Genomic DNA, 24,111 nt, shown 5'->3' on the forward strand with positions numbered 1-24,111 from the left:
AAAAAATTAATTTAAACGAGCAAATAGCTGTTTTAATGCTTATTGTTCACTTAAAATTAGGTCGTTATAAAAAACTTATTAGTTTTGTTAATGCTAACCCCAACTAAATGCTAAAAGGACAAACCGAAGCCGATATGATTTTGAAAGTACCCGACATTAGGTTGCTTTACAATAAATATTCGGGCATGCTACTTGGCTTTATCTCTCAAATTATTGATGATAGATCTCAGGCAGAGCAGCAAATGATTAATATTTTTAAGGAACTTGCAAAAAACGGATTGAAGAACAATTTAACCACACAATCGTCCGTTGTTACAAGTTGGAATGAGTTGCGTAAATTTGCGTTAACCTATTTGCCGGTAAAAACAATAACGCAACCATCAATGGCTAAGCCAGTTATTAAACAACATTTAACAGAACAAGAGCAACAAGTTTTTAATATTGCATATTACCAAAAGCAGTCGGTTTCGGCTATTGCAGTGCAACTAAAACAAACAGAAGATTCAATTAGGGAGACTTTAAAAAAGGCTTTCGCTGTAATGAAACAAAATTATGGAAATTAAGAATTACATAGCAAGCGGTGTACTTGAAGCCTATGTTATGGGTTCGGCTTCAGAAACTGAAACAGCAGAGTTACTTAAACTTAAGGCAAAATATCCAGAGGTTGCAGATGCACTTTTTGAACTAGAAATGGACTTAGAGCGCATTGCTCAACAGATGTCAATTAATCCACCTCCAGGAACTTTAGAGAAAATTGAAGATGCAATTGGCGGATTAGTGAAAGTGGAGGATAGGATGCCAGACGATAGGCCCCCGTTTGAAAAATATGAATATCAAAACTTTAACAAACGCGAAGCGAACAACCAGTTTATTGAAGTAGAATCAAGCAGTAGCTACATGCGCATACACAAAGCTTGGCGCTGGGTTTTTGCAGCAGTTTTTGTGCTTGGTAAAATATTTTTAGGCTTTGCCATCTATTACTATCTAGAAAACAGGCAGGCGTTAAAAACGATAGAAAAACTGGAAAAACAACAAGAAGTGATTAGATAACCTAGTTGCCGAATTACGATCTCTTTATTTTTTCAATTTTTTTACCTTTTGCCAGCTCGTCTACAATCTTATCTAAATAACGTACTTTTTGCGTTAACGGGTTTTCTATTTCTTCTACCCTATAACCACATATAACACCGGTAATTAAATTTGCATTAGGATTTAATGTAGCATAATTAAAAAAATCTTCGAAATTTGTTTTTTGCTCAATTTGTTGTGTCAACTGCTCTTCGCTAAAACCTGTAAGCCAAATTATCACATCATGTAACTCAGCAACTGTTCTGCTTTTTTTTTCAACTTTTGTAACGTAATGCGGGTATACCGAAGCAAATGTCATTTTTGCAATACGTTCATCGTGTGCGCTAGTGCTTTTCATAAAACTAAAATAAAAAAAGCTAGCTAAAGTTTTACAAAATTAAATGTTAAATCAAAAGGTGTTTTTTTGCTTTGGAAAAGCGAGGTCCGTTTTTCATTTGTTCCGAAAGTCCCCCCATCCACTTTACTTCACTCCGTAAACTCCGTTCGTGTTCGCTTCTGTCGGGTTTAAATTACTAAGGTAAATGCAAGTTAAAAAATTTGCTAACGTCAGTTAAGTTTTTATTTGTTTACATCAAGGCTTACCCTTTCAATCGCATCGCATGCCAAATTAAAAAACATAAAGAACAACCAGTATGCTGAAACTAAAATGCTTGGTTTTTGCACTTTAAAAAATTACATTATTTAAAAGAAATATAAAAAATTCTGGCAGTTCTATTCTGCCATATTCACTATATTGAGCCATCAATTTTATTTAGAAATGACTTACAATCCCTCAACCAGTAGATACCAAAATATGCAATACAACAGATGTGGCAACAGCGGTTTAAAACTGCCTGCAATATCTTTAGGTTTATGGCATAACTTCGGTGATGTAGACGAGCCACAAAACTTTAGAGACATTTTACATTTTGCGTTCGATAGCGGCATTACCCATTTTGATTTGGCCAACAATTATGGACCTCCTCCAGGTTCAGCAGAAACCAACTTCGGAAAAATACTCGCTACAGATTTTAAATCGCATAGAGATGAGCTTGTAATTTCTACAAAAGCAGGCTATACCATGTGGGATGGACCTTATGGCGATTGGGGCTCTAAAAAATATTTGGTGTCCAGTTTAGACCAAAGCTTAAAGCGCATGGGCATACCTTATGTCGATATATTTTACCATCACAGGCCAGATCCGGAAACGCCCTTAATTGAAACCATGACAGCTTTGGATTTAATTGTTAGGCAGGGAAAAGCGTTGTATGTTGGTTTATCAAATTACAAACCTGCCGAAGCAAAAGAGGCTTTTAAAATTTTAAAAGAATTGGGTACGCCTTGCATTATTCATCAACCTAAATACTCTATGTTCGAAAGAACGCCAGAACAAGGTTTGTTAGATTTACTGGCCGATGAAAAAGTTGGCTGCATACCTTTTTCGCCCTTGGCGCAAGGAATGCTAACCAATAAATACTTAAAAGGAATTCCGGCAACATCTAGAGCAGCAAAAGCAACCGGCTTTTTGCAAGCCGAAGCAATTACTCCAGAGAGATTAAATCAAATTAATAGTTTAAATGACATTGCTAATAATAGAAGCCAAACTTTGGCACAAATGGCATTAGCTTGGGTTTTAAGGCAACCGGCAGTTACCTCTGTTTTAGTAGGCGCAAGCAGCAGTGCACAATTAGCAGATTCGCTTAAAACGTTAGATAATTTGAGTTTTAGCGAAGCGGAATTAAATCAAATAGAAGCTATTCTTTAAAAAAGGAAGGGTTCAAAATTTTAGTTTTGAACCCTTTTTAAGTTATTTAGGCACTAAACTTTTTCATCCATTTTCGGTTTAAAAATTTCCTAACAGGGATATCATAAAACTTCATTACCAAATAGGCTAATGCAACTAATAGCACTAACGCTATTAAAATTATATAAGTCAATTGCTCGGTGTTTGGCTTGTGGCTTAGATAATAATTTCCAAACATCCATAATACTGCATAATGTGTCATATATAATGGATAGGAAATTTTCCCAGAAAAAAGGCAAAGTTTTCTAAAGCTGGTCTTCAATGTTGCCCCCGCTCCTAATGCCACCAATAATGGAAAATAAATTATTACAACCAGGGGTTCTGTTACCCAATTCCATTTAGAAAAAGGCATAACAAAAGCTAAAATTAGTAATACTGCAATACCCAAAAAACCTAAGTTGTTTTTCACAATCCAGTTAGATCTATAGATAAGTAAACCGGCTAAAAAAGAGTAGGCTATCCGGGCGGCACCATCAAAAAAAGTTGGCCCACTCCAACCACCCAGTAAATTTCCCGAACGATTGGCCACAAAAATAAGTACTACCCCAGCAACCACGGTTAAAAACAAAAGCAAATTGCGTTTTATTTTGTAAAGTACAACTGCATAAATAATATTCGCAATGTATTCCCAAAACAGCGACCAAGAAGGTGCATTAAAACTGAATAAGTTAAATCCCCTATCTTCTATAATCGGCAAAGGAATGAGTAACATTGAACATAAAAAAGTTAATACTATTTTTCCGATACTGTACAATTCCGGATGTCCACCGAACGGATCAAATAAAAATGCCAGCAAACCTAAAACAGAACCCAATATTACCAGTGGATGCAACCTTATTATTCTCGCTTTAAAAAACTCCATTATACCCATTTTCGAAATGCGGTCATCGTAGGCATAAGCAATTACAAATCCCGATAGGCAAAAGAAAAAATCTACGGCCAAAAATCCGTGTGCTATAAAGTTTTTACTAAAATCAGTATAGGCCCATTCCATAAAATGAAACACTACCACCGCTAAAGCTGCAATACCTCTTAATCCATCAAGTATTTCAAAATGCTTTTTTGATGGAAGGTCTCCTATCCCATTTTTTTCCATATCCAATTTATTCGCCCAACTCCTTAAGATTAGAATGGCCTTATTTTTTGTTAAGGTATTTAAAATTAGTAAATCAAGCAAATGCGGGTGCCGAGGCAACAAAGCACATTGTAAACTGAATGTTAAAAGATAGGTTTAAACAAACATTCAAAAGTTCGTTCCGTTTTTAAGTTAAATTAAAAAAATATACCATGTCAATATTAGAAAATAAAGTAGCGGTAGTTTCCGGAGCAGGATCAGGAATTGGTCGTGCCATAGCAATAACTTATGCACAGGAGGGCGCCAAAGTTGTTGTAGCAGATATTAACGAAGAGCATGCCAATGAAACGGCAAACCTAATCAAACAAAATGGTGGCGAAGCATTTGCTATAAAGGCAGATTCGTCTAAAGCAGATGAAAATAAAAAGCTAGTAGATTTTGCTGTAGAAAAATATGGCCGTTTAGACATCGCCTGCAACAACGCGGGCGTGGGCGGCCCTGCCAAACCTACAGCAGCTTACGAGCCAGAGGAATGGGATAAAGTGATTGCTTTGAATTTAAGCGGCGTATTTTATGCTTGTAAATATCAATTGGAGCAAATGGAAAAAAATGGCGGTGGCTCTATCATTAACATTGCATCTATCCATGGGCAAGTTGCAGCACCAAACAGTCCTGCTTATACCGCATCTAAACATGCAGTAGTTGGCCTTACTAAAAATATTGCGGCAGAATATGCTACTAAAAATATCAGGTGTAACGCTGTTGGACCAGGATACATAGAAACGCCTTTACTAACCGCTAATTTAGATGAAGCAGGCTTAAAAGCTGTTGCTGCAAAAAGCCCGATGAACAGGCTAGGTACCGTACAGGAAATAGCAGATCTTGTTGCTTTTTTAAGTTCAGACAAATCGTCTTTCACCACAGGAAGTTATTGGATTTCAGATGGCGGTTATACGATAGTATAATCATGCCAAATCATTGCAAAAGGCTTCAACTGTAAATTGAAGCCTTTTTTACAGTATTTTCTTTTGAAATCTGAGAATAGATGTTTGGAAAAATAAAGTTCAAATTAACAAATTACCAATCAACTACGCATTTCCATACCTATCCTGTACGCTTTTTATTGATTCTTCAGCTATTTGTTTAGCTATCGAAAGGTCAATATCACTTAACCTTTTTATATAAATACAGGCTTTACCCATTTTAAACTTACCAAGTTTTGATAGCAATGCAGTTTCTTCTCCCTCACAATTGTAGATGTAAAGAGAAATTGCAGCTTTACGAGGTGAGAAACCAAGCAAGGGAGCATCGCCTTCATGTCCGCTAGCATATTTATAATGGTACTTTCCAAAACCGATTATACTTGGTCCCCACATAATAGCAGGCGAACCAGTAATTTCTCCCATCCAAGTAATTAGATCAAAACTATCTTGGCGTTTTTGCAAATCAGGTACTGCGTTTATAAATGCAAGTACATTTTCACTGGTTTCTTTTGTTTTATTTTCAGCCATAAAATGATCTGTTTCAGCTTTGCGAACTATATTTTTTCCAAGTAGCCACTTTCGCTTTTTGTCTTTCTATATAAGCGTCGGCAATAATTTCTGCGGTAGTTTTACCTTCGGTATTCTCTAACAAATCCTTCAACTTATATTGATCTACATCCGCCCGATATAAAACCTGAAGTAATTTTTGAAAATCATCTTCTACCAAATACTCGAAAGTTTTCACCAATACCTCACGCAAATGTGATTCGGTAATGTTATTGGGCACTTCGAAATGTTTAGCTACAAGTTGAAGTAGCTGTGTTGTATCGCTCATTAAAAATTTTGTAAACTAATTTAAAAATTATTTCAAATCTACCAGCTAAGAAGTTTGATTTAAGTGTTTTTTATTTCCCTCTGGAACATATCTACATTTAATAAATAATTACATGATAATAATCAATTTATATAAGATTTATCAGTATTTTCAACATCCTCTAAAGCCTAATGCCAGCTTAGCCTAAATGAACCAATGATACTAATGAACAATTGATATTAATCGATCTCCTGACAAAGCTCTATTAAAACACCATTTGCATCTATTGGGTGCACAAAACAAATTAACTTATTATCGGCTCCTTTTTTTGGCGTTTCATTAAGTAGTGTAAAACCTTCTTGTTTAAGACGATCCATTTCTGCATATATATCATCTACCGCAAACGCAATATGGTGAATCCCCTCTCCTTTTTTATTGATAAATTTTGTAATTGCACTATCTTCGCTCGTGCCGGCAAGCAATTCGATTTTGTTGACACCAGTGTTGAAAAAAGCCGTATCAACCCGTTCGGAGGCTACATGTTCGGTTTTGTAACAACCGGTATTGAGCAATTTTTCGTACACTTTACAAGCCGATGCTAAATCCTTTACAGCAATGCCAATGTGTTCTACTTTTTCTATCATACTTTAAAGAGTTAAACAAATGTAAAAATGCAGGTTTTAACTATACTATCATAGCCAATATCTATTATTGTTAGGAAAGTTTTTTTGTATCTTTGCTAAGCGAAAAGATGAAAGCTAAAAGTTAAAAGAATTAGTTGTTGTTAAAAACACCTTGTCCTTTGATCAGTAAGCTTAAATAAAACCCATCTTCGGTTGAAGATTTTAAAAAGATAGAAACAAAAAATGGAACTTCCAATTTACTTAGATAACAACGCTACCACCCCATTAGACCCTAGAGTTTTAGAGGCTATGCTTCCGTATTTTACCAATAAATTTGGTAATGCAGCAAGTCGTAACCACGCTTTTGGTTGGGTAGCTGAAGAAGGTGTTGATTATGCTCGTGAGCAAGTGGCAAAATTAATTGGCTGTACTGAAAAAGAAATCATTTTTACCTCTGGTGCTACAGAAGCTGATAATTTAGGTATTAAAGGCGTATTTGAAATGTACCAAGATAAAGGTAACCATATTATTACTGCTACAACAGAACACAAAGCTGTTTTAGATACCTGCAAGCACTTAGAGAAACAAGGTGCAAGAGTTACCTATCTTAAAGTTAAAGAAGATGGGTTAATTGATTTGCAAGAACTTGAAGCTGCTATGACTCCACAAACTATTTTAGTAACCATTATGTATGGTAACAACGAAATAGGTGTTATTCAGCCAATCAAAGAGATTTCTGCAATTGCGCACAAACATGGTGCTTTATTTTTTACAGATGCTACACAAGCGGTTGGTAAAATTCCTGTTGATGTAAATGCTGACGGTATAGACTTAATGGCTTTTAGTGCGCACAAAATGTACGGACCAAAAGGTGTAGGTGTTTTATATGTACGTAGAAAAAATCCAAGAGTTAAAGTTACGGCACAAATTGACGGTGGCGGTCACGAGCGTGGTATGCGTTCTGGTACTTTAAACGTTCCCGGTATTGTTGGTTTAGGTAAAGCTTGCGAACTTTGCAGGTTGGAAATGGCTGATGAAGCTGTTCGTTTATCCGCTTTGCGTGATAAATTGGAATCTTCTTTAAATACAATGGAAGAAAGTTATGTAAATGGTAATACACAACACCGTTTGCCACACGTAGCTAATATCTCGTTTAAGTATGTTGAGGGAGAAGGTTTAATGATGGCTATGAAAGATTTAGCAGTATCTTCTGGCTCTGCTTGTACATCGGCATCTTTAGAACCATCTTACGTATTAAAAAGCTTAGGCTTATCTGATGATTTAGCGCACTCTTCTATCCGCTTTGGTTTAGGTAGATTTACTACTGAAGAAGAAGTTGATTATGCTATCGAAAACACTAAAAAAGCAGTTAACCATTTAAGAGATTTATCTCCACTTTGGGAAATGTTTAAAGAAGGTGTTGATTTAGATAAAATTGAGTGGGCAACACATTAATAATTAGATAATAATCAATTAGCTAATTAGCTAATTAAAAAATAAAGACATGGCATATTCAGAAAAAGTAATGGAACATTATACCAACCCTCGCAACGTTGGTACTTTAAATAAAGATAATAAAAACGTGGGTACCGGCTTAGTTGGTGCGCCAGAATGCGGAGACGTTATGCGTTTGCAAATTGAGGTTAACGACGAAAACATAATTACTGATGCTAAATTTAAAACATTTGGTTGTGGTAGTGCTATTGCATCGTCTTCATTAGCTACAGAATGGTTAAAAGGCAAATCTATTGATGAGGCTTTAGCTATCGACAACATGGATTTAGTAGAAGAATTAGCTTTACCACCAGTAAAAATCCACTGTTCGGTATTAGCAGAAGATGCAATTAAATCTGCAATTAATGATTACCGTGTTAAAAATGGATTAGAAGCTTTGGCAATGCCAAAATCACACCACTAAAAAGTATTCAGATATGCGTAGTGAGTATTGAGACTCAATACGCTTATCGCAATACGCAATACTAAAACATCATGATAACAATAACCGATAAAGCAAAAAGCAAAATAGATCACCTAATGCAGGATTCTGCGATGGGCTCTGATTATTTTTTACGTGTTTCTGTAAAAGGTGGTGGTTGCTCTGGTTTGTCTTATAACTTAGATTTCGATAACGAAGAGCAAAAAGGCGATCAGTTTTTTGAAGACAGAGGCATCCGCATTGCGTTAGATATGAAATCATTTTTATACTTAGCAGGAACAGAGCTTGATTTTACCGACGGTTTAAATGGTAAAGGTTTTGCTTTTAATAATCCTAATGCTAGCCGTTCTTGCGGTTGCGGAGAAAGTTTTTCTGTTTAGGTTTTAAAAAATTATTAGTCAAAGGCACTGTTTTACGGTGCCTTTTTGTTTGCGCTATATTTTGTTTCAATCATACAAACTATAAGTTTACTAAGTTAAACTGTTAGCTCACTCACTCTCAATTCGAAAATACTGTTTTCTAAATAGATTAGGTTAAATATTAACTTAAAATATGTTCTTATGAAAACATTTAAAATCTCTATTAAACTATTAGTACTGATCATTTCACTTGTAATTTTTTCCTGCAAGAAAGATAAAAACAATATTAAATCCTCATTCGACATTAACAATCCAAAAGGCTATGCGATAATTTACAAATACCGTAATGTCTCGCCATCAACAACAATTGCTGTATTTAACGAAAGCAATAAAGTTACTTATGGCGGAACTCATACACTCGGCATTGCATCTTTTCGCGTAAGCAATGATCAGCTTATACTTGATGATGATGGAATTGACTTAGTTTTCAAAATAGAAAATGAGAAAATTGTCTCTTTTAGCGACAATATCAAAACAGCAGAACTCATTAAAATACCAGACGAAAACCAGTTATTAGCCAAAACATTCACAGGAACTTATTTTAACAAAGATGGTTCAATATTGCATCCAAAATTCTTTTACAAGTTCGAAACTTATACCAACAAAGTTGATGCAGGCTATGATGTTGGAACAACTGTTCGCACAGAAAATTATACATCAATGGGTAACGTTGCCGCTTTTATTCAAAATAATGGCTATGTAGAGTTTATCATCAAAATGCCCGATGGCACGATAGAGAGCAATTACAGCAGTAAAAACTCAAATGCCTACGGCGTATTTAAATAGCACACCTCTTCTTATTTGAAAAGCAAATGAATTCAGTAATCAAAGAATGTCCTTCTTTCCGCTAAATCTTCAAGCGATGCAAGCCAAAGGATATCGCTCCAATAAGGTTTAAAAACTTCGGTTTATGCAACAAACAAATGTTGTATAGCGCATAAACCCTTAGATTATAAACCGGATGGAAATGAAAAGCCCACAACGTAGTTGAAAACGAAGTGAGGACTTGCAATGTACAGCCGGACTGACTTCAAGCATCGCAATCAATTGCTTTTCTATTAAATATTATAGTAGGCTGTTTTATGTTTCGCTAACTCTAACCCTAATGTTACCGAGTTAAGCTTTATTTTAAAACACAGTTAAACATTGTTTTTTAAATCAATTGCAAATAGCGTTTGTTATTTATGCACATCTTTGCATTTTTAAGGCTAAAAGATTATCATTGTTAGCTAAATACAAACCAATATATTGTGCTATGGTATCATTTAACGAGTTTTCTACAGTTCCTAGTTTATTACGTAACGTAGTAGAAAATATCCATAAACCCGAAGAAACATTTTTAATCCATAAGAAAAACGCTAATTGGGAGGAGATTTCTTTTAAAGACACTTTACTGAGAGCGGATTCAATTTCTGCTTTTTTTCTGGAAAGAGGTATACAGAAAGGCGACAGATTGGGATTGATGATCGAGAATTCTCCGGAGTACGTTTATTATGATCAAGGAATACAACAAATTGGAGCTATAAACACATCAATCTACCCTACTTTATCTGAGCAAGAGGTAGCTTATATTATCAATGATTCGGGAATCAAGGCAATTTTAATTGGCAATCCTTTCTTGTTTAAAAAGATCTTGAAAATTGCTGATAGTTGTCCTGAGCTTAAATACATCATTCCTGCCTTTGAAGGCTTTGAAAAAGTTGCAATCCCATCAGGGTTAAAAGCAGAAGTAATTAGTTATAACATTTTACTTTCTAAATCTGTAAGTGCAGATGAACAAAAGTTAATTAACCTACGTAGAAGAGAAGTTTTACCTAGCGATGTTTCCTCTTTAATTTATACATCTGGTACTACCGGAACTCCAAAAGGTGTAATGCTTACCCATTATAACTTTGTAAAAAATGTAGAAGTTTGTTTGCAACAGATTCCGGTGATAGATGAAACCGAGACATTTTTATCGTTCCTACCCCTATCCCACGTTTTCGAACGTACTGCAACCTACCATGTATGCTGTGCACAAGGTTGTAAAATGGCTTTTGCACAAAGCTTGGAGTTATTAGCAAAAAACATGGGCGAGGTTAGACCAACCGTTATGTCTTGCGTTCCGCGTCTGTTGGAGCGTATACATGATAAAGCAATTAAATCTGGTACAGCTGGCGGAGGTTTAAAAGCAAACATTTTTACATGGGCTTTGACCATAGGAAATGATTATCGAGTTAAAAAGGAGTCGGGGAAAAATCCTGGTCTATTATTAAGCGCCAAAAAAGCAATTGCCGAAAAACTAGTATTTAGCAAGATAAAAGAAAAAACCGGCGGCAGGTTAAAATTTATGCTTTCGGGCGGTGCAGCCTTACCTAAAAATGTGGGTGAATTCTTCGGCGATTTAGGCATCAAGATTTTAGAAGGCTTTGGTTTAACAGAAACTTCGCCGGTAATGTCGGTTACCGAATATCACAGACAGGTGTATGGCACGGTAGGCCGTGTAATTCCAGGTATTGAAGTTGGTATACAGAATTACGATACAAAGGAAATTTTAGCCATACAAACACACGAAACCTTTAACGAAAATTTTGAAAGTGAAGAGGGCGAGTTAATTGTACGTGGACATTGCGTAATGAAGGGTTATTATAACAAACCTGCAGAAACGGCCGAGGTAATTGATAAGGATAGATGGTTTCACACAGGTGACATTGCCCGATTCTACAAAGGTAATTTGCAAATCACCGACCGTTTAAAAAACATGATTGTTAATGCATATGGCAAGAATGTTTACCCAACCCCAGTTGAAAATATATACTTAAAAAGTCCGAAGATTGAACAATTGTTTTTAATTGGCGATAAACGCGAATTTATCACGGCAATAATCATCCCTAACAGAGAGACTTTACAAGAAACCTTTAACCTTACCAATGCCTTTTTTGAAGAAGCGGGAGATTTTATCGAAAATCCTGAAATTAAGGAATGGTTTGAAAAAGACATCAAAAAGATTTCTAATGAGTTAGCGAAGTTTGAGCGCATTAAAAACTTCAAAATCAAACGTAATCCATTTAGCATGGATGAAGGAGAAATTACGCCTACTATGAAAGTTAAACGCAGAGTGGTAGAGAAAAAATATGCTGATGCGATTAATGAAATGTACGCAGAGGAGGTTGAGGCTGAATAAGCCCCAACCACTAAAAAGAGTTTAAATATTAACCAATTAGGTTTTCTGTAGTTCAAAACCTACCAACTGGCACAAGCCTTTCTTAATAAACGGGATAGCAGTGAAAAGCCCGGAATGAAGCAAAGCGAAATGAGGACTTGTAGCGGATAGCCCGGCTTGCGTTAATAGTAATTCTCTATTGCTTTTCAAAAAACAAAAATGCTGTTGCATTAAGATTGCGTAGTGCCTCGAAATGACGCAAAAAAATTACTACTTTTGCAAAAAAATTACCATTAATGAGTGTAGAACTATCAGACCTGGAAGTATTACGTCGCGATTCTTTAAAACAACTTCGCGAATTGGGTATCAATCCATATCCGGCAGAAGCGTACCCAATTAACGCCAATGCTGCAGACATATTAGCAAATTACGAAAAGGATAAAACTGCTTATAAGACTATTAGCCTTGCTGGTAGAATTATGGGGCGTAACATTATGGGCGCTGCTTCTTTTGCAGAGTTACAAGATGCCACTGGCCGAATTCAGATTTATTTGAAACGTGATGAACTTTGCCCTGGTGATGATAAAACACTTTACAATACTGTATTTAAGAAATTATTGGATATTGGCGATTTCATTGGTATTGAAGGTTATGCCTTTACTACGCAAACCGGCGAGATTTCTATACACGTAACAAAGTTCACTGTACTTTCTAAGTCTTTACGCCCCTTACCTATCGTAAAACGCGATGATGAAGGGAATGTATTTGATGGTTTTACCAATCCGGAGTTGCGCTACAGAATGCGTTATGTAGATTTAACTGTTAACCCAGATTACAAACAGATTTTCATTAACCGCTCTAAAGTAATTAACACCATGCGTAGTTACTTTGATAGCCAAGGATGGATGGAAGTTGAAACGCCAATTTTACAAGCTGTACATGGCGGTGCAGCGGCTCGTCCGTTTGGCACCCATCACAATACTTTAGATATGCCGTTATTTCTTCGCATTGCGAATGAATTATATTTAAAAAGGCTAATTGTAGCAGGTTTTGATGGTGTTTACGAAATTGGTAAAATGTTCCGTAACGAAGGGATGGATAGAACACACAACCCTGAGTTTACTTCTATGGAAATTTACGTAGCTTATAAAGACTACGTTTGGATGATGGGCATGGTAGAAGAATGTTTGGAGAAAATTGCTGTAGCTATTCATGGTTCTCCTATAGTAAAAGTTGGCGAACATGAGATTGACTTTGCCGGCCCTTACGAAAAACTAACCATGTACGAGTCGATTCAAAAATATACGGGAATTGATGTTTCTGAAATGACAGAAGCTGAATTGGTACAAACCTGCAAAGATTTAGGTATTGCTACAGACGATACAATGGGCCGTGGTAAATTAGTTGATGAGTTATTTAGCGAAAAAGTAGAAGCGAATTTAATTCAGCCTACTTACATTACCGATTACCCAATAGAAATGACTCCGTTAGCAAAGAAACACCGCACTAAAGAAGGCTTAGTAGAGCGTTTTGAGTTATTTGTAATGGGTAAGGAAATTGGCAATGCTTACACCGAGCTAAATGATCCGATTGACCAAAAAGAACGTTTTGAAGATCAGTTAAAATTGGCTGCCAGAGGCGATGATGAAGCCATGGCTATGGATGATGATTTTATCCGTGCCCTAGAATATGGGATGCCTCCAACTTCTGGCTTAGGTATCGGAATAGACCGTTTGGTAATGTTAATGACTAACCAGTCTACCATACAAGAGGTGTTGTTCTTCCCGCAGATGCGCCCTGAAAAGAAAAAAATCGAGCTTACCGCTGATGAAACTGAACTGTATAACTTGGTTAAAGAGGGCGAACAACTTCTTTTAGCCGACGTTAAAGCGAAACTTGCCGATTGGAGCAATAAAAAGTGGGACACAACTTTAAAAGGTTTAACTGGTAGAAACATCTTAAAAGTTGAAAAAACGGATACAGGTTTGTTTTTATCGCGTAGATAATAATCATTTATAATTGTTAGTTATAAATCTTTTGCATTAGCAGTAAAGAGGACTTAACATAATCATAACAAAAGCTTAAGGCTTAGCGTAGTAAAATATGCTAAGCCTTTTTTAATTTTAATTCACTCAAAATAATTAATGTTATGAATAGTTCTAGTTTAGAAATTACGGAAAATCAATACTGCATTAAATTAAATAAAGATACTTTTGATTTGACTTTAGTGCGTCAGTTAATTAAGCGAATCCAAGCTGAAGAATTGTTTTTTAGCAGAAAGCAAAACGACTTTGAAGACGATATTATAAGTAGAACTTCTGCAGAGTATGAAGAAAACTTCGACAGGCTTGACGACAAGTAAAATTATTTTCGGATACATTACTAAGTGAATAGTAGCAGAAAACTATTACTTAATCCCAATGATAGCCAGCACAAATAAACTACACAGTGGGACGAATTTAGCCTAGCTGTAGGCTATTGCTTTTCGAAAGAACAACACTCAAAATTATAGGTCAAAAAAAAATCCAGCTCATTTTTTAGAACTGGATTTTTTATGTTTTACTGATTCTTAGCGATTGCTATAACGAACTTGTTGCTGCTTATCCATTAAGCCCATCTGATCTTTCATTTGCTTAATCTGATCAGCCAATAATTTATTTTTATCGGCCTTTTTAGCTTCTGCCAAATACATAGTCGCTTCGCGTTTGTTTCTTTTCCCCATCGCAATACCGGCTAAACTTAATTTGGCCAACGCTATGTTATGGTCCATGTACAAACCATAGCTTAAAGCTTGTTTAAAGTATTTTTCAGATTTCATAGGAGCTGTTCTGGATTGAATTAAACCGATTAATAGGTTATAATATCCATATTGTGTTTTATTAAGCTCTTTTTCGAAATTTTTAATTCTTGCTAAAGATTTCTCCGCTTTATCCATATTGTCTTTACGCAAGTGCCATTGCGCAATTAGCATGTTTTCGTTATAGAAAAAGGTTACGAAGATGATGATACTTAAAAAGATTAATAAGCTTCCCCAGCCCCAAAAACCGAAGATCATTAATGCTACTGCAGCACCCACAAAAGCGAAACCTATTATTAGACGTATTAAATTTGGCATAGTTTTATAATATTTGTGCAAATATCGTGTTTATATACTAAAAATTAGATTTTAAATTTATAATTTCATCAAAAATTGAGCTGAAATAGGTAAAGGTTATCATGCCTAATAGCTTAAACTATTTGACGTTAGATTAGTCTATTAAACAAAATTAAATTTATTTATGAAAAACATACTTACTGGATTGGTGCTATTATTTGCGTTAAATGCTGGTGCACAAGAACTAAACAAAAAAATTGAAGACCCAAATAGACACAAACAAGTTATGCTAAATAATTGCACAAGAGAAGGATTAGTTACTTTCCCAGAATTTAAAGCAAGTTACGATGCCAACTATGCTAACTATAAAACCGATTCTACTTCTTTGGAAGAGTTAGGAAAACTTATTAAAGGCAAAAAAGTTACCATTGTTTTGGGCACATGGTGCGGAGATAGCAAATATCAGGTTCCGAATTTTTTAAAAATTATGGACGATTTAAAAGTTGCCGAAGATAAAATTAGAATTATTGCTGTTGACGGAACAAAACAGGCTGAAAACGGCTTAATTGATGGTTTGAATATTACTCGTGTTCCCACCTTTATTTTCTACGATAAAAAAGATGTTGAAGTTGGGAGAATTACAGAACGACCTACAGAAACCTTAGAAAAAGACATGTTGAAAGCTTTGGCAGCAAAGCCAAAAACTGCAACAGCTAAAACAAAGTAAGCATGGCTAGTTTAGAACCTGGATGGTTGAAAGTTTTAGGAAATGAACTCGAAAAACCATACATGAAAAACTTAAAATCCTTTTTGCTGGAAGAAAAGCAAAAAGGATTTGTTGTTTATCCGAAAAACGCTGACATTTTTAACGCGTTTAACCACACTCCTTTCAATAAGGTAAAAGTGGTTATTTTAGGCCAAGATCCTTATCATGGTCAAGGTCAGGCTCATGGCTTATCCTTTTCGGTACAACGTGGTATTCCAGTTCCGCCATCTTTAAGGAATATGTACAAAGAATTGGCCGAGGATTTTTCCGGATTTAAAACACCTTTGCATGGCGATTTAACTTCATGGGCTGATCAGGGTGTTTTGTTGTTAAATGCAACTTTAACCGTTAGGGCAAACGAAGCTGCTTCTCACCAAAAACGAGGATGGGAAACTTTTACCAACCAGGTAATTTCTACTTTATCTAAAGAACGTAGTGGTATTGTTTTTTTGCTTTGGGGAAGATTTGCACAGCAAAAGGAAGTTTTGATCGATACTAAAAAACACTATGTGCTTAAAACCGCCCATCCTTCACCTCTCTCTGCATATAACGGTTTTTTCGGTTCAAAGCATTTTTCAACCACAAATCAGCTGTTAGAGAAACAAGGTTTAACTCCGATTGATTGGCAGGTTTAGGTTTCGTTTTATTAGTTTTTGTTAAAAAACAACCTAACACAATTTAGCAAAACTAAGTATTGTATTAAAAAATCACATCGTTAAATCAATTAGAAAATATATAGTAGTGTACGGCTTTTGAAAACAAAATCATAAATTAGAATCCCTATCGATCATTTTTAAAATTATAAATATGATTGATAAAAGTTTTTTAACCCTAGGAAATATTTTAAAATATAAAAAATAAGCTTTTATAAGAAGTAAATCACCCTCGATTAGCTTTAAGAACCCTAATAAAATTCTCGCCTAATATTTTTTTAATATCGGCTTCGTTATAACCTCTTTTTAGCAAAGCCGAAGTTATTTTAGGATAGTCGGCTATACTGTTAATGCCTAGCGGAAAAGATTCGGCACCGTCGAAATCTGCACCTAAACCAACATGGTCTATGCCAATTAATTTTACAATGTAATCGATGTGATCGATTAGCAATTCAATACTCGGACGAGTGGCATCAGCATCTTTTGGGTGGAACGCTATTAGAGTGTCTATCGCATTACTACGACCATATTTAGAACTCAGCAGTTTAAGTTCATCATTATATTTAGCAAAGAAGGCTTTTTGTTTAGTGTTGTAAGTTGAGTCTAAAAATCCGCTGTAAAAATTCAACGAAATTAATCCTCCATTTTTGCCAACTGCCTTTATCTGTTCGTCTTTTAGATTTCGAGCAACAGGATTTAAGGCATATACAGAGCTATGAGAAACTAATACGGGTTTTTTAGATAATGTAATTGCATCGAAAAATGTCTTTTCGCCTACATGCGATAAATCTACCATTACACGAAGTTTATTCAATCTGGCCACAACCTTTTTGCCAAAAGCATTTAGCCCGGCATTTTCACGCTTAACTTTTCCAGAAGTCTCTTCGGCTGCAGAACTTGCCCAAGGAGTACTGTTGTTCCAAGTAAGGGTCAGGTAAATCATTCCTCGCTTTGCTAATTTATCTATATAGCTGAGGTTATTTTCGATCATGTGCCCGCCTTCTACCCCTATCATTGCAGCCAATTTGCCATCCGCAACTGCTTTGCTTAGCTCTTGCGCATTTGAAACTAAAGTGATTTTTGATGGATAACGGCTAATCAAACTATAAAGTGAATCTATTTGCTGGTTTGCGATTGGATAACCGCCAAGATGGTCGCACCAGATGGAGAAGACCTGAACATCTAAACCGCCTTGTTTCGCCCTTACTAAGTCAAAGTTTCCGGTTTTTTGCAACTTGCCAATATCGATGCCAGACTTTATCTGATTGAACATAATATCGCCGTGTGTATCTACTACAACTGCAGTTTCATGAATCTGAGGTGTAGTGCTCTGAGCGTAAGCATAGTTAAATACGGTAGCGAGAAAAGAAACAAACAACAATTTTTTCATAAAAATGGATTTACTAATTGTTCGATTTCTTTTCTTTTTTGATATAGGTTGAGGATTTTAATATTCCTGCTTCAAAAACATCTAATCTTTTTTCCTTTTCAAAACGCCATTCGCCATCCTTTTCGCCATTAACAAAGTTGCCGGTAATAATGTCTTTTCCGTACCTGTCTCTAGAAACAAATAATCCATTTAATTTGCCGTCTTTAAAATTTTGCACACTAAGGATGTTACCATCAGGATAATAGTTATACCAAGGACCTTGTTCCAATCCATTTACGAAATTGCCCTCTTGAGCGGTATACCTAAATTTATTTTTTATTCTATAAGTAGTAAGATTTAAATTATTGAAGGCCTGGATATCTCCGTAAAAAATAAATTTACCATGTGGAATAGTTAAAAGCGAATCTGCGTAAGACCCGGTTTGCAACAAATTGTCGTAAAGGTCAAACCGTTTAAAAGTCCATATATCTTCTGTACTTAATTTGCCGTAGATACCATAAGAGGTTATTTTATCTTTATCTGTTGTAATCTTGTCGCCATAAAAATAGATCGGCTTTGCCTGCCCGATGCAAAGTGTTACTGATAGCGCCAACACAAAAGTTAAAAGTATTTTTTTTATCATTTTATTTAGTTTGTGGCAGACCTAACTCTACCTTCAACAAAATTAACCTGTTTATATTTACCCAATTTCCAGGTTCCATCTTCTAGGTCAAGTAAATATTGACCTTCCACCAATGTACGCCCTTTTCTATCAAACTTTTTATATTCGCCCTGTTTAAGCCCATTTACATAATTTACAATAGCAAAAATTTTTCCATCTGGATAAAAGCTTATCCATCTGCCTGTTTTAAATCCATTATTGAAAGAACCTAGTTCACTTAAAAACCGAGAACTTTCTTTTAAATAAAAAAAAGTTCCATTTTCTTCGTTAAAATCATCAACTTGCATGTAATAATTGAACTTTCCATGAGGCACCTTTAGACTATCATCTTTGTATGTTCCGGTTTGAATTAAATTGTCGAAGAAATCATAAACCTTAAGTACATAAATATTTTCTTGACTAAGTTTACCGAATACGCCGTAAGAAGTCGCTTTTGTAGAATCTGCAATTATAGAATCGCCGTAAAAATATAGTGGCTTAACCTGTGCGCTCAGCGTACTTACTAACATAGCGAAGCATAAAATCAGCAGGATTTTTTTCATGGAAATTTAATAACATTTGTGCAAACCCAATTTAGCAAAAAATAAGGATTCGCACAAACGACTAATCGATTAGCATTTCTAATATCTCGCCTTCTACCACAAGTTTACCAGCGGTAGATTGCTTTATAAAATCTACAGACACACCAGGTGCTCTTTCTAACAATTTGAAACCTCCCTCTGGCAAAACATCTAAAACGGCTAATTCCGTAACAATTTTCTTAATACATTTTACGCCGGTTAAAGGCAAAGTGCAGGCAGGCAACAATTTACTTTCGCCTGCTTTATTTATATGTTGCATAGCTACGATAATATTTTTAGCTGATGCCACTAAATCCATTGCACCCCCCATTCCTTTTACCATTTTACCCGGAATTTTCCAATTGGCGATATCCCCATTTTCAGAAACTTCCATTGCTCCTAGAATTGTCAGGTCTATTTTCTGCGCTCTGATCATTCCGAAACTCATTGCCGAATCGAAGATAGATGAGCCTGGCAAGGTAGTTATGGTCTGTTTGCCCGCATTTATCAAATCTGGATCTTCTTCTCCCTCAAAAGGAAATGGACCCATACCCAATAATCCATTTTCTGATTGCAACTCTACATTTATCCCGTTAGGAATATAATTTGCAACCAAGGTTGGTATGCCTATGCCTAAATTTACGTAGTAACCGTCTTTTATTTCTTTAGCGATTCGTTTCGCTATTCCGTTTTTGTCTAACATTTTATTCTTTTTAACCACAAAGGTATTAAGGCACTAAGTGAATTGTAAAACGATCTTTAATGTTTGTTCCTTATTCCTTAATCCTTTTTCCTAACCGTTCTCTGTTCAATTCTTTTCTCATAGGCTTCACCTTGAAAAATCCTGTGTACGTAAACGCCCGGTGTATGTATATGATCTGGATCTAGCTCGCCAGCTTGCACCAACTCTTCAACTTCGGCAATGGTAACTTTTCCGGCCATAGCCATAATTGGATTAAAATTTCTACTAGTAGAACGGAAAATAAGATTCCCGGCCGTATCGCCCTTCCAAGCTTTCACCAATGCGAAATCGGCATCAAAAGCATATTCCATCAAGTAGTCTTTACCGCTAAAATTTCTGGTTTCTTTTCCGTCGGCTACCTCTGTACCCACACCGGCCGGTGTAAATATTGCTGGAATACCGTAGCCAGCAGCCAAACAACGTGTCGCCAATGTACCTTGTGGTATAAGCTCCACTTCAAGTTCGCCACTTAATAATTGGCGCTCAAACTCGGCATTTTCTCCAACATACGAAGAAATCATTTTTTTCACCTGTCTGGTTTCTAACATTAATCCGATTCCGAAACCGTCTACACCAGCGTTATTGGATATGCAGGTTAAATCTTTAACACCTTTTTTAACCAAAGCAGCGATACAATTTTCAGGAATACCGCAAAGTCCGAAACCACCTAACATAAGTGTGTGTCCGTTAGCAATATCTTTAATCGCTTCGTCGGCGTTCGATACAACTTTATTAATCATTTTATACTGTTTTGGGCTAAAATAGGAAGATAATATGCGCTTTGCAAGTTTGCGAGGCCTTTGGTTAGATGTAAAAAATACACTAAGTGAAATAAAAAAGGTACCTCAAAACTAATTGAAGCACCTTAAAACATTGTTTATATTATTTACTTATTTCTATAATTTTATCGTTGCTTCCGTTAGAAGTGCAGATGTAAATCTTACCTTCTGGCGATTGCGTAATAGCTCTCAATCTGCCAAATTCATTGACGTAAAAATTCTTGGTTGATTCGATTTTGCTTTGATCAGCATTTAATTTTAACTGCATAAGTTTGCTATCTTTTAATAATGATAACAACAACGAATTTTTGAATTGCGGAATATAGTCTGAATTATAAAAAGTCATTCCGCTAGGTGCAATTGTTGGTGTCCAAGCTATTAACGGCTCTACTACATTATTTGTGCTACAAAAACCTGTTTCGTTAGTTTCGTTACACAGACCTTTTACCGTTGGCCATCCGTAATTTCTTCCTTTTTCAATAATATTGATCTCATCATCTGAATCTGGGCCGTGTTCTGATGAAAATAATTTATTACCAACAAATACAAGACCTTGCGCATTGCGGTGTCCGAGCGACCACATTGCGTTATTTGGAATGGGGTTATCCGAGGGTATTGTGCCATCCAAATTTAGTCGTAACACTTTACCCGCTAAAGAATTTACATTTTGAGGTGTTGAAGTATCCGCGGCATCACCAGTGGTGACGTATAATTTATTTGCGTTAATTAATAGCCTCGATCCATTATGTGTTGAAGCTGCTGGAATATTGTCTAATAATATTTGAGGATTGATAAGCGTGCCATTATTATAACTATAACGAACTATTTTACCTCTGTATGAAGTACCATAGTTATAAAAAACATAAAGAAAAGGTGTATTCGGAAAATCTGGGTGCAGCACCATTCCAAGTAAGCCTCCTTCGCCACTAACCCTAACTTCGCTTATTGTTATTAAGCTATTGACCTGCCCGTTTGCTGGATTAATTCTACTTATTTTGCCAGCTTTTTCTGTAACCCAAATAAAATTATCGGGTCCGTAAATAATTTCCCAAGGATTAGCAAGACTAGAAGTAATAACTCTCGTTTTTAATTCAACATCTCCCAAATCTGGATTTTCGTTGTTATTGTCTTTTTTGCAACCCGCAAATAACAAAACTAATAATAGGCAGTTTAACAGTGTTTTCATAGCTGTAACGTTTTAATTATAACAACGTTACAGCTATAAGGTTTTAGGCTAAATTAACATAGGTAATACCGTCGCCGCCCCTGTCTGCATGCTCATCTTCTAAACTTTTAACCTCTTTGTATTTTTTTAAATGCTCCCGTATCAATTTCCTTAAAATACCATCGCCTTTACCGTGGATTAATTTTATAGAGGTAAAACCCAGCATAATCGCTTTATCCATGTAGTTCTCTACTTCTTGCACCGCATTTTCGCCACGCATTCCTCTTAAATCCAGCTCTGCTTTAAAGTTTGTAATTGCATCAACCATTCTACCTGAAAATGAATTGCTTTGTACAACTTTTTTTGCTTGACGGTTACTGATTTTTTTAACTCGATTACGTTTTACCACAGAACGAAGATCTCCTAAAGCTAAGACCAAGTTATCTCTATTAATTTCTAAAACTTGCCCCGTCGTTTCAGCATTGTTCAACTGTACCCAATCCCCCACTTCAATTGCCGAGTCGTCAAACTTTACTACAGGTTTTTTCTCCTCTCTAACTTCATTTTTAATCAAACTCTGTTGCAAGTTCTGACGAAGCTGTTTGGTTACAACTTTATCAGCCTGTTTCTCTTTAATTTCCGCTATTGTGTTTTCAACTAGCTTATTCGCATCTTTAATAATGTTTTGCGCTTCCAGCTTAGCTTCTTTAATTAATACTTTTTTGTTCTCCTCTAAGAAAAGTTTGAGCTTTTCATTTTCGCTTACCAGGTTTTTAACTTTGTTCTGTTGGTTTGCAAGTTGAATTTTACTTTCGTGAATCTGGCGTTTTTCTTTTTCTAGATCAACCAACAAACTATCTATGCTATTTTGGCTTGCACCAGTTTTAGCCTTTGCCAATTTAAGTACCTCGTCTTGCAAGCCTATATTTTGCGCAATTTCAAATGCATAAGAGCTACCTGGTTTTCCAATGTCTAATACATACAGCGGTTTCATTTTACTGTTATCAAATAACATTGATGCATTTTCCAATCCATCGGTACTGCCGGCAAAAAGTTTAAGATTCGAATAATGTGTTGTAATTACACCGCGAACCTTTTTCGTGTTTAACACTTCTAAAACTGCCTCGGCCATTGGTCCACCAAACTGCGGATCTGTGCCTGTACCAAACTCGTCAATTAAAACCAAGGTTTTTGGTGTTGCATGGGCAACAAAATATCGCATTTTAGTTAAATGAGCGCTGTAAGTACTCAAATCAGACTCAATCGATTGATCGTCGCCTATATCTGCAAAAATCTGATCGAAAATACCCATCTCGCTATTCTCATCAACCGGAACTAATAGTCCAGTCTGCAACATCATTTGCAACAAACCAACAGTTTTCATACAAACAGATTTACCACCTGCATTTGGCCCCGAAACCAGAACAACCCTTACGTTTTCATTTAACTGAATATTTAAGGGAACTACCGATTTCTGTTCTTTCGCAAACGAAAGTAATAAAAGCGGATGGCGAGCATTCATTAACTTTGTTTTGGGCTCTTTCAATAACTTCGGCATACTGGCCTGTATATCGATTGCAAACAAAGCTTTAGCCCTAACAAAATCTAACTTCGTTAAAAAACCATGGTAAGAGAGCAAAAGCGGCGTATATGGTCTAAGTTCGGTTGTTAAAGCAATTAAAATTTTAATTATTTCCCGTCGCCTGTCAAACTCTAAATCCCGGAGCCTATTATTAAGTGTAAAAACCTCTTCTGGTTCTAGGTAAACCGTTTGTCCGCTGGCAGATTCATCATGTATAAAACCTTTAAGCTTACGTTTATTTTCTGCCAAAATCGGAATACACATTCTACCATCTCTGATAGTTAGGCTTCCATCGGCTACCCAGTTTTTACCTAAAGCCATTTTGTAAATGGAATCCATCCTTTTGCGTACATCCTGCTCGCCTTTGGCAATTTCGCTTGTAATATTTTGTAATTCGACAGATGCATTTGGTTTCATTTTACCTTTGGCATCCAATACTTTTTCTATCTTTTTAAGGATGTCTTTTTCTATCGGAAGATGTTCAAAAAGCGCTTCCAGATTTGGATAGATTTCTTTTCGCTCATCAAAAAATCTGATAACAGAAAAAACAGTTTGTAACGAAGCGTAAATTTGGAAGAGTTCATCTTCCATTAAATAAGCGCCTTCTACCTTAATTTTATCGGCAAGTATTTTTATATCAAAAAAAGTACTTATCTGTAGCGGTTCTTGATTTTCGAGTATGGTTTTAAATTCACTTGTTTGCCTTAAAAACTTATTAATTTGGTCAAACTTGGTCATTACCTGCATCTTATTAACTAATGCTTGCCCCATTGTACTTAAACAATGTTGATGAACCATTTGCCTAACCTCGTTAAAGCCTAACCTTTCTTGGCAATTCTCAGGGTATAACATAAT

The 24,111-nt window shown here is 35.8% G+C and carries 26 protein-coding genes; 13 read left to right on the plus strand and 13 right to left on the minus strand.

Translation table 11 applies throughout. The features are described 5' to 3' along the window. Nucleotides 1–107 precede the first annotated feature (107 nt). Nucleotides 108–563, plus strand: coding sequence for a sigma-70 RNA polymerase sigma factor region 4 domain-containing protein (locus tag DUT69_RS11415; protein WP_113653341.1), 456 nt, complete (start codon nt 108–110; stop codon nt 561–563). Further along, nucleotides 553–1,050, plus strand: a complete 498-nt coding sequence (locus DUT69_RS11420) for a hypothetical protein (protein ID WP_113653342.1) — start codon at nt 553–555, stop codon at nt 1,048–1,050. The genes DUT69_RS11415 and DUT69_RS11420 overlap by 11 nt, the downstream gene beginning before the upstream one ends. Nucleotides 1,051–1,063: 13 nt before the next feature. Here DUT69_RS11420 and DUT69_RS11425 read toward each other — a convergent pair whose 3' ends face one another. After that, a complete protein-coding gene (locus tag DUT69_RS11425) occupies nt 1,064–1,426 on the minus strand; it encodes a DUF2200 domain-containing protein (RefSeq protein ID WP_113653343.1) in 363 nt (120 codons plus the stop codon). A 420-nt stretch (nt 1,427–1,846) separates the two neighbouring features. Between DUT69_RS11425 and DUT69_RS11430 the strand changes: the two genes are divergently transcribed. Continuing rightward, complete coding sequence (locus DUT69_RS11430; RefSeq protein WP_113653344.1) at nt 1,847–2,833, plus strand: aldo/keto reductase; 987 nt, start codon at nt 1,847–1,849, stop codon at nt 2,831–2,833. Between the two features lie 46 nt (nt 2,834–2,879). Here the strand turns inward: DUT69_RS11430 and DUT69_RS11435 are convergent, their stop codons facing one another. Next, the gene (locus tag DUT69_RS11435; protein ID WP_113653476.1) at nt 2,880–3,968 is read right to left on the minus strand and encodes an acyltransferase family protein; all 1,089 of its coding nucleotides are present in this window, start codon (nt 3,966–3,968) and stop codon (nt 2,880–2,882) included. A 191-nt stretch (nt 3,969–4,159) separates the two neighbouring features. Between DUT69_RS11435 and DUT69_RS11440 the strand changes: the two genes are divergently transcribed. Continuing rightward, entirely contained in the window at nt 4,160–4,912 is a 753-nt protein-coding gene (locus DUT69_RS11440) for an SDR family NAD(P)-dependent oxidoreductase (RefSeq protein WP_113653345.1), read from the plus strand. 123 nt (nt 4,913–5,035) lie between these two features. Here the strand turns inward: DUT69_RS11440 and DUT69_RS11445 are convergent, their stop codons facing one another. The 3 genes from DUT69_RS11445 to mce form a co-directional block, all read right to left on the minus strand. After that, nucleotides 5,036–5,458, minus strand: coding sequence for a DUF1801 domain-containing protein (locus DUT69_RS11445; RefSeq protein ID WP_113653346.1), 423 nt, complete (start codon nt 5,456–5,458; stop codon nt 5,036–5,038). 13 nt (nt 5,459–5,471) lie between these two features. After that, complete coding sequence (locus tag DUT69_RS11450; protein WP_113653347.1) at nt 5,472–5,765, minus strand: hypothetical protein; 294 nt, start codon at nt 5,763–5,765, stop codon at nt 5,472–5,474. 218 nt (nt 5,766–5,983) lie between these two features. Further along, nucleotides 5,984–6,388 (minus strand): methylmalonyl-CoA epimerase, encoded by a 405-nt coding sequence (mce, locus tag DUT69_RS11455; RefSeq protein ID WP_240186710.1) that lies wholly within the window; start codon nt 6,386–6,388, stop codon nt 5,984–5,986. 222 nt (nt 6,389–6,610) lie between these two features. Between mce and DUT69_RS11460 the strand changes: the two genes are divergently transcribed. From DUT69_RS11460 to DUT69_RS11490, 7 genes are all read left to right on the plus strand, one after another. After that, nucleotides 6,611–7,822: an IscS subfamily cysteine desulfurase gene (locus DUT69_RS11460; RefSeq protein WP_113653348.1), complete on the plus strand. Its 1,212-nt coding sequence runs from the start codon at nt 6,611–6,613 to the stop codon at nt 7,820–7,822. A gap of 49 nt (nt 7,823–7,871) precedes the next feature. Continuing rightward, nucleotides 7,872–8,285 (plus strand): Fe-S cluster assembly scaffold IscU, encoded by a 414-nt coding sequence (gene iscU, locus DUT69_RS11465; protein ID WP_113653349.1) that lies wholly within the window; start codon nt 7,872–7,874, stop codon nt 8,283–8,285. A gap of 71 nt (nt 8,286–8,356) precedes the next feature. Further along, complete coding sequence (locus tag DUT69_RS11470; protein ID WP_113653350.1) at nt 8,357–8,683, plus strand: HesB/IscA family protein; 327 nt, start codon at nt 8,357–8,359, stop codon at nt 8,681–8,683. Nucleotides 8,684–8,863: 180 nt separating this feature from the next. Further along, nucleotides 8,864–9,508, plus strand: a complete 645-nt coding sequence (locus DUT69_RS11475) for a hypothetical protein (protein WP_113653351.1) — start codon at nt 8,864–8,866, stop codon at nt 9,506–9,508. A 469-nt stretch (nt 9,509–9,977) separates the two neighbouring features. Further along, the gene (locus DUT69_RS11480; protein WP_113653352.1) at nt 9,978–11,885 is read left to right on the plus strand and encodes an AMP-dependent synthetase/ligase; all 1,908 of its coding nucleotides are present in this window, start codon (nt 9,978–9,980) and stop codon (nt 11,883–11,885) included. A gap of 275 nt (nt 11,886–12,160) precedes the next feature. Beyond that, complete coding sequence (lysS, locus tag DUT69_RS11485) at nt 12,161–13,870, plus strand: lysine--tRNA ligase (protein WP_113653353.1); 1,710 nt, start codon at nt 12,161–12,163, stop codon at nt 13,868–13,870. Between the two features lie 143 nt (nt 13,871–14,013). Continuing rightward, on the plus strand, nt 14,014–14,226 hold the full coding sequence (locus DUT69_RS11490) for a hypothetical protein (RefSeq protein ID WP_113653354.1): 213 nt from the start codon (nt 14,014–14,016) through the stop codon (nt 14,224–14,226). Between the two features lie 207 nt (nt 14,227–14,433). On the opposite strand, the gene DUT69_RS11495 is transcribed toward DUT69_RS11490, so the two are convergent. Then, nucleotides 14,434–14,979, minus strand: coding sequence for a DUF2892 domain-containing protein (locus DUT69_RS11495; RefSeq protein WP_113653355.1), 546 nt, complete (start codon nt 14,977–14,979; stop codon nt 14,434–14,436). A gap of 163 nt (nt 14,980–15,142) precedes the next feature. Here DUT69_RS11495 and DUT69_RS11500 point away from each other — a divergent pair, with 163 nt between their 5' ends. Together DUT69_RS11500 and ung are read left to right on the plus strand one after the other, a co-directional pair. Beyond that, complete coding sequence (locus DUT69_RS11500) at nt 15,143–15,685, plus strand: thioredoxin family protein (protein ID WP_113653356.1); 543 nt, start codon at nt 15,143–15,145, stop codon at nt 15,683–15,685. Between the two features lie 2 nt (nt 15,686–15,687). Continuing rightward, complete coding sequence (gene ung / locus DUT69_RS11505; RefSeq protein WP_113653357.1) at nt 15,688–16,359, plus strand: uracil-DNA glycosylase; 672 nt, start codon at nt 15,688–15,690, stop codon at nt 16,357–16,359. Nucleotides 16,360–16,603: 244 nt separating this feature from the next. On the opposite strand, the gene DUT69_RS11510 is transcribed toward ung, so the two are convergent. The 7 genes from DUT69_RS11510 to DUT69_RS11540 form a co-directional block, all read right to left on the minus strand. Continuing rightward, a complete protein-coding gene (locus DUT69_RS11510) occupies nt 16,604–17,767 on the minus strand; it encodes a dipeptidase (RefSeq protein ID WP_113653358.1) in 1,164 nt (387 codons plus the stop codon). Between the two features lie 13 nt (nt 17,768–17,780). Further along, entirely contained in the window at nt 17,781–18,389 is a 609-nt protein-coding gene (locus DUT69_RS11515) for a toxin-antitoxin system YwqK family antitoxin (protein WP_113653359.1), read from the minus strand. A 5-nt stretch (nt 18,390–18,394) separates the two neighbouring features. Next, on the minus strand, nt 18,395–18,970 hold the full coding sequence (locus DUT69_RS11520; protein WP_113653360.1) for a toxin-antitoxin system YwqK family antitoxin: 576 nt from the start codon (nt 18,968–18,970) through the stop codon (nt 18,395–18,397). Between the two features lie 61 nt (nt 18,971–19,031). Then, the gene (locus DUT69_RS11525) at nt 19,032–19,691 is read right to left on the minus strand and encodes a CoA transferase subunit B (RefSeq protein WP_113653361.1); all 660 of its coding nucleotides are present in this window, start codon (nt 19,689–19,691) and stop codon (nt 19,032–19,034) included. Nucleotides 19,692–19,768: 77 nt separating this feature from the next. Further along, complete coding sequence (locus tag DUT69_RS11530) at nt 19,769–20,470, minus strand: CoA transferase subunit A (RefSeq protein ID WP_113653362.1); 702 nt, start codon at nt 20,468–20,470, stop codon at nt 19,769–19,771. 142 nt (nt 20,471–20,612) lie between these two features. Next, nucleotides 20,613–21,695, minus strand: coding sequence for a PQQ-dependent sugar dehydrogenase (locus DUT69_RS11535; protein ID WP_113653363.1), 1,083 nt, complete (start codon nt 21,693–21,695; stop codon nt 20,613–20,615). Between the two features lie 43 nt (nt 21,696–21,738). Further along, nucleotides 21,739–24,108, minus strand: coding sequence for an endonuclease MutS2 (locus tag DUT69_RS11540; RefSeq protein WP_113653364.1), 2,370 nt, complete (start codon nt 24,106–24,108; stop codon nt 21,739–21,741). Between the last annotated feature and the right edge of the window lie 3 nt (nt 24,109–24,111).

Origin of the sequence: Pedobacter namyangjuensis (genome assembly GCF_003313325.1) — a bacterium.
Lineage (GTDB): Bacteria > Bacteroidota > Bacteroidia > Sphingobacteriales > Sphingobacteriaceae > Pedobacter > Pedobacter namyangjuensis.

Excerpts from the sequence above, each read along its gene's own strand:
- DUT69_RS11415 (WP_113653341.1), top strand. The coding sequence starts at position 108 with ATGCTAAAAGGACAAACCGAAGCCGATATGATTTTGAAAGTACCCGAC.
- DUT69_RS11420 (WP_113653342.1), top strand. The coding sequence starts at position 553 with ATGGAAATTAAGAATTACATAGCAAGCGGTGTACTTGAAGCCTATGTT.
- DUT69_RS11425 (WP_113653343.1), bottom strand. The coding sequence starts at position 1,426 with ATGAAAAGCACTAGCGCACACGATGAACGTATTGCAAAAATGACATTT.
- DUT69_RS11430 (WP_113653344.1), top strand. The coding sequence starts at position 1,847 with ATGACTTACAATCCCTCAACCAGTAGATACCAAAATATGCAATACAAC.
- DUT69_RS11435 (WP_113653476.1), bottom strand. The coding sequence starts at position 3,968 with ATGGAAAAAAATGGGATAGGAGACCTTCCATCAAAAAAGCATTTTGAA.
- DUT69_RS11440 (WP_113653345.1), top strand. The coding sequence starts at position 4,160 with ATGTCAATATTAGAAAATAAAGTAGCGGTAGTTTCCGGAGCAGGATCA.
- DUT69_RS11445 (WP_113653346.1), bottom strand. The coding sequence starts at position 5,458 with ATGGCTGAAAATAAAACAAAAGAAACCAGTGAAAATGTACTTGCATTT.
- DUT69_RS11450 (WP_113653347.1), bottom strand. The coding sequence starts at position 5,765 with ATGAGCGATACAACACAGCTACTTCAACTTGTAGCTAAACATTTCGAA.
- mce (WP_240186710.1), bottom strand. The coding sequence starts at position 6,388 with ATGATAGAAAAAGTAGAACACATTGGCATTGCTGTAAAGGATTTAGCA.
- DUT69_RS11460 (WP_113653348.1), top strand. The coding sequence starts at position 6,611 with ATGGAACTTCCAATTTACTTAGATAACAACGCTACCACCCCATTAGAC.
- iscU (WP_113653349.1), top strand. The coding sequence starts at position 7,872 with ATGGCATATTCAGAAAAAGTAATGGAACATTATACCAACCCTCGCAAC.
- DUT69_RS11470 (WP_113653350.1), top strand. The coding sequence starts at position 8,357 with ATGATAACAATAACCGATAAAGCAAAAAGCAAAATAGATCACCTAATG.
- DUT69_RS11475 (WP_113653351.1), top strand. The coding sequence starts at position 8,864 with ATGAAAACATTTAAAATCTCTATTAAACTATTAGTACTGATCATTTCA.
- DUT69_RS11480 (WP_113653352.1), top strand. The coding sequence starts at position 9,978 with ATGGTATCATTTAACGAGTTTTCTACAGTTCCTAGTTTATTACGTAAC.
- lysS (WP_113653353.1), top strand. The coding sequence starts at position 12,161 with ATGAGTGTAGAACTATCAGACCTGGAAGTATTACGTCGCGATTCTTTA.
- DUT69_RS11490 (WP_113653354.1), top strand. The coding sequence starts at position 14,014 with ATGAATAGTTCTAGTTTAGAAATTACGGAAAATCAATACTGCATTAAA.
- DUT69_RS11495 (WP_113653355.1), bottom strand. The coding sequence starts at position 14,979 with ATGCCAAATTTAATACGTCTAATAATAGGTTTCGCTTTTGTGGGTGCT.
- DUT69_RS11500 (WP_113653356.1), top strand. The coding sequence starts at position 15,143 with ATGAAAAACATACTTACTGGATTGGTGCTATTATTTGCGTTAAATGCT.
- ung (WP_113653357.1), top strand. The coding sequence starts at position 15,688 with ATGGCTAGTTTAGAACCTGGATGGTTGAAAGTTTTAGGAAATGAACTC.
- DUT69_RS11510 (WP_113653358.1), bottom strand. The coding sequence starts at position 17,767 with ATGAAAAAATTGTTGTTTGTTTCTTTTCTCGCTACCGTATTTAACTAT.
- DUT69_RS11515 (WP_113653359.1), bottom strand. The coding sequence starts at position 18,389 with ATGATAAAAAAAATACTTTTAACTTTTGTGTTGGCGCTATCAGTAACA.
- DUT69_RS11520 (WP_113653360.1), bottom strand. The coding sequence starts at position 18,970 with ATGAAAAAAATCCTGCTGATTTTATGCTTCGCTATGTTAGTAAGTACG.
- DUT69_RS11525 (WP_113653361.1), bottom strand. The coding sequence starts at position 19,691 with ATGTTAGACAAAAACGGAATAGCGAAACGAATCGCTAAAGAAATAAAA.
- DUT69_RS11530 (WP_113653362.1), bottom strand. The coding sequence starts at position 20,470 with ATGATTAATAAAGTTGTATCGAACGCCGACGAAGCGATTAAAGATATT.
- DUT69_RS11535 (WP_113653363.1), bottom strand. The coding sequence starts at position 21,695 with ATGAAAACACTGTTAAACTGCCTATTATTAGTTTTGTTATTTGCGGGT.
- DUT69_RS11540 (WP_113653364.1), bottom strand. The coding sequence starts at position 24,108 with ATGTTATACCCTGAGAATTGCCAAGAAAGGTTAGGCTTTAACGAGGTT.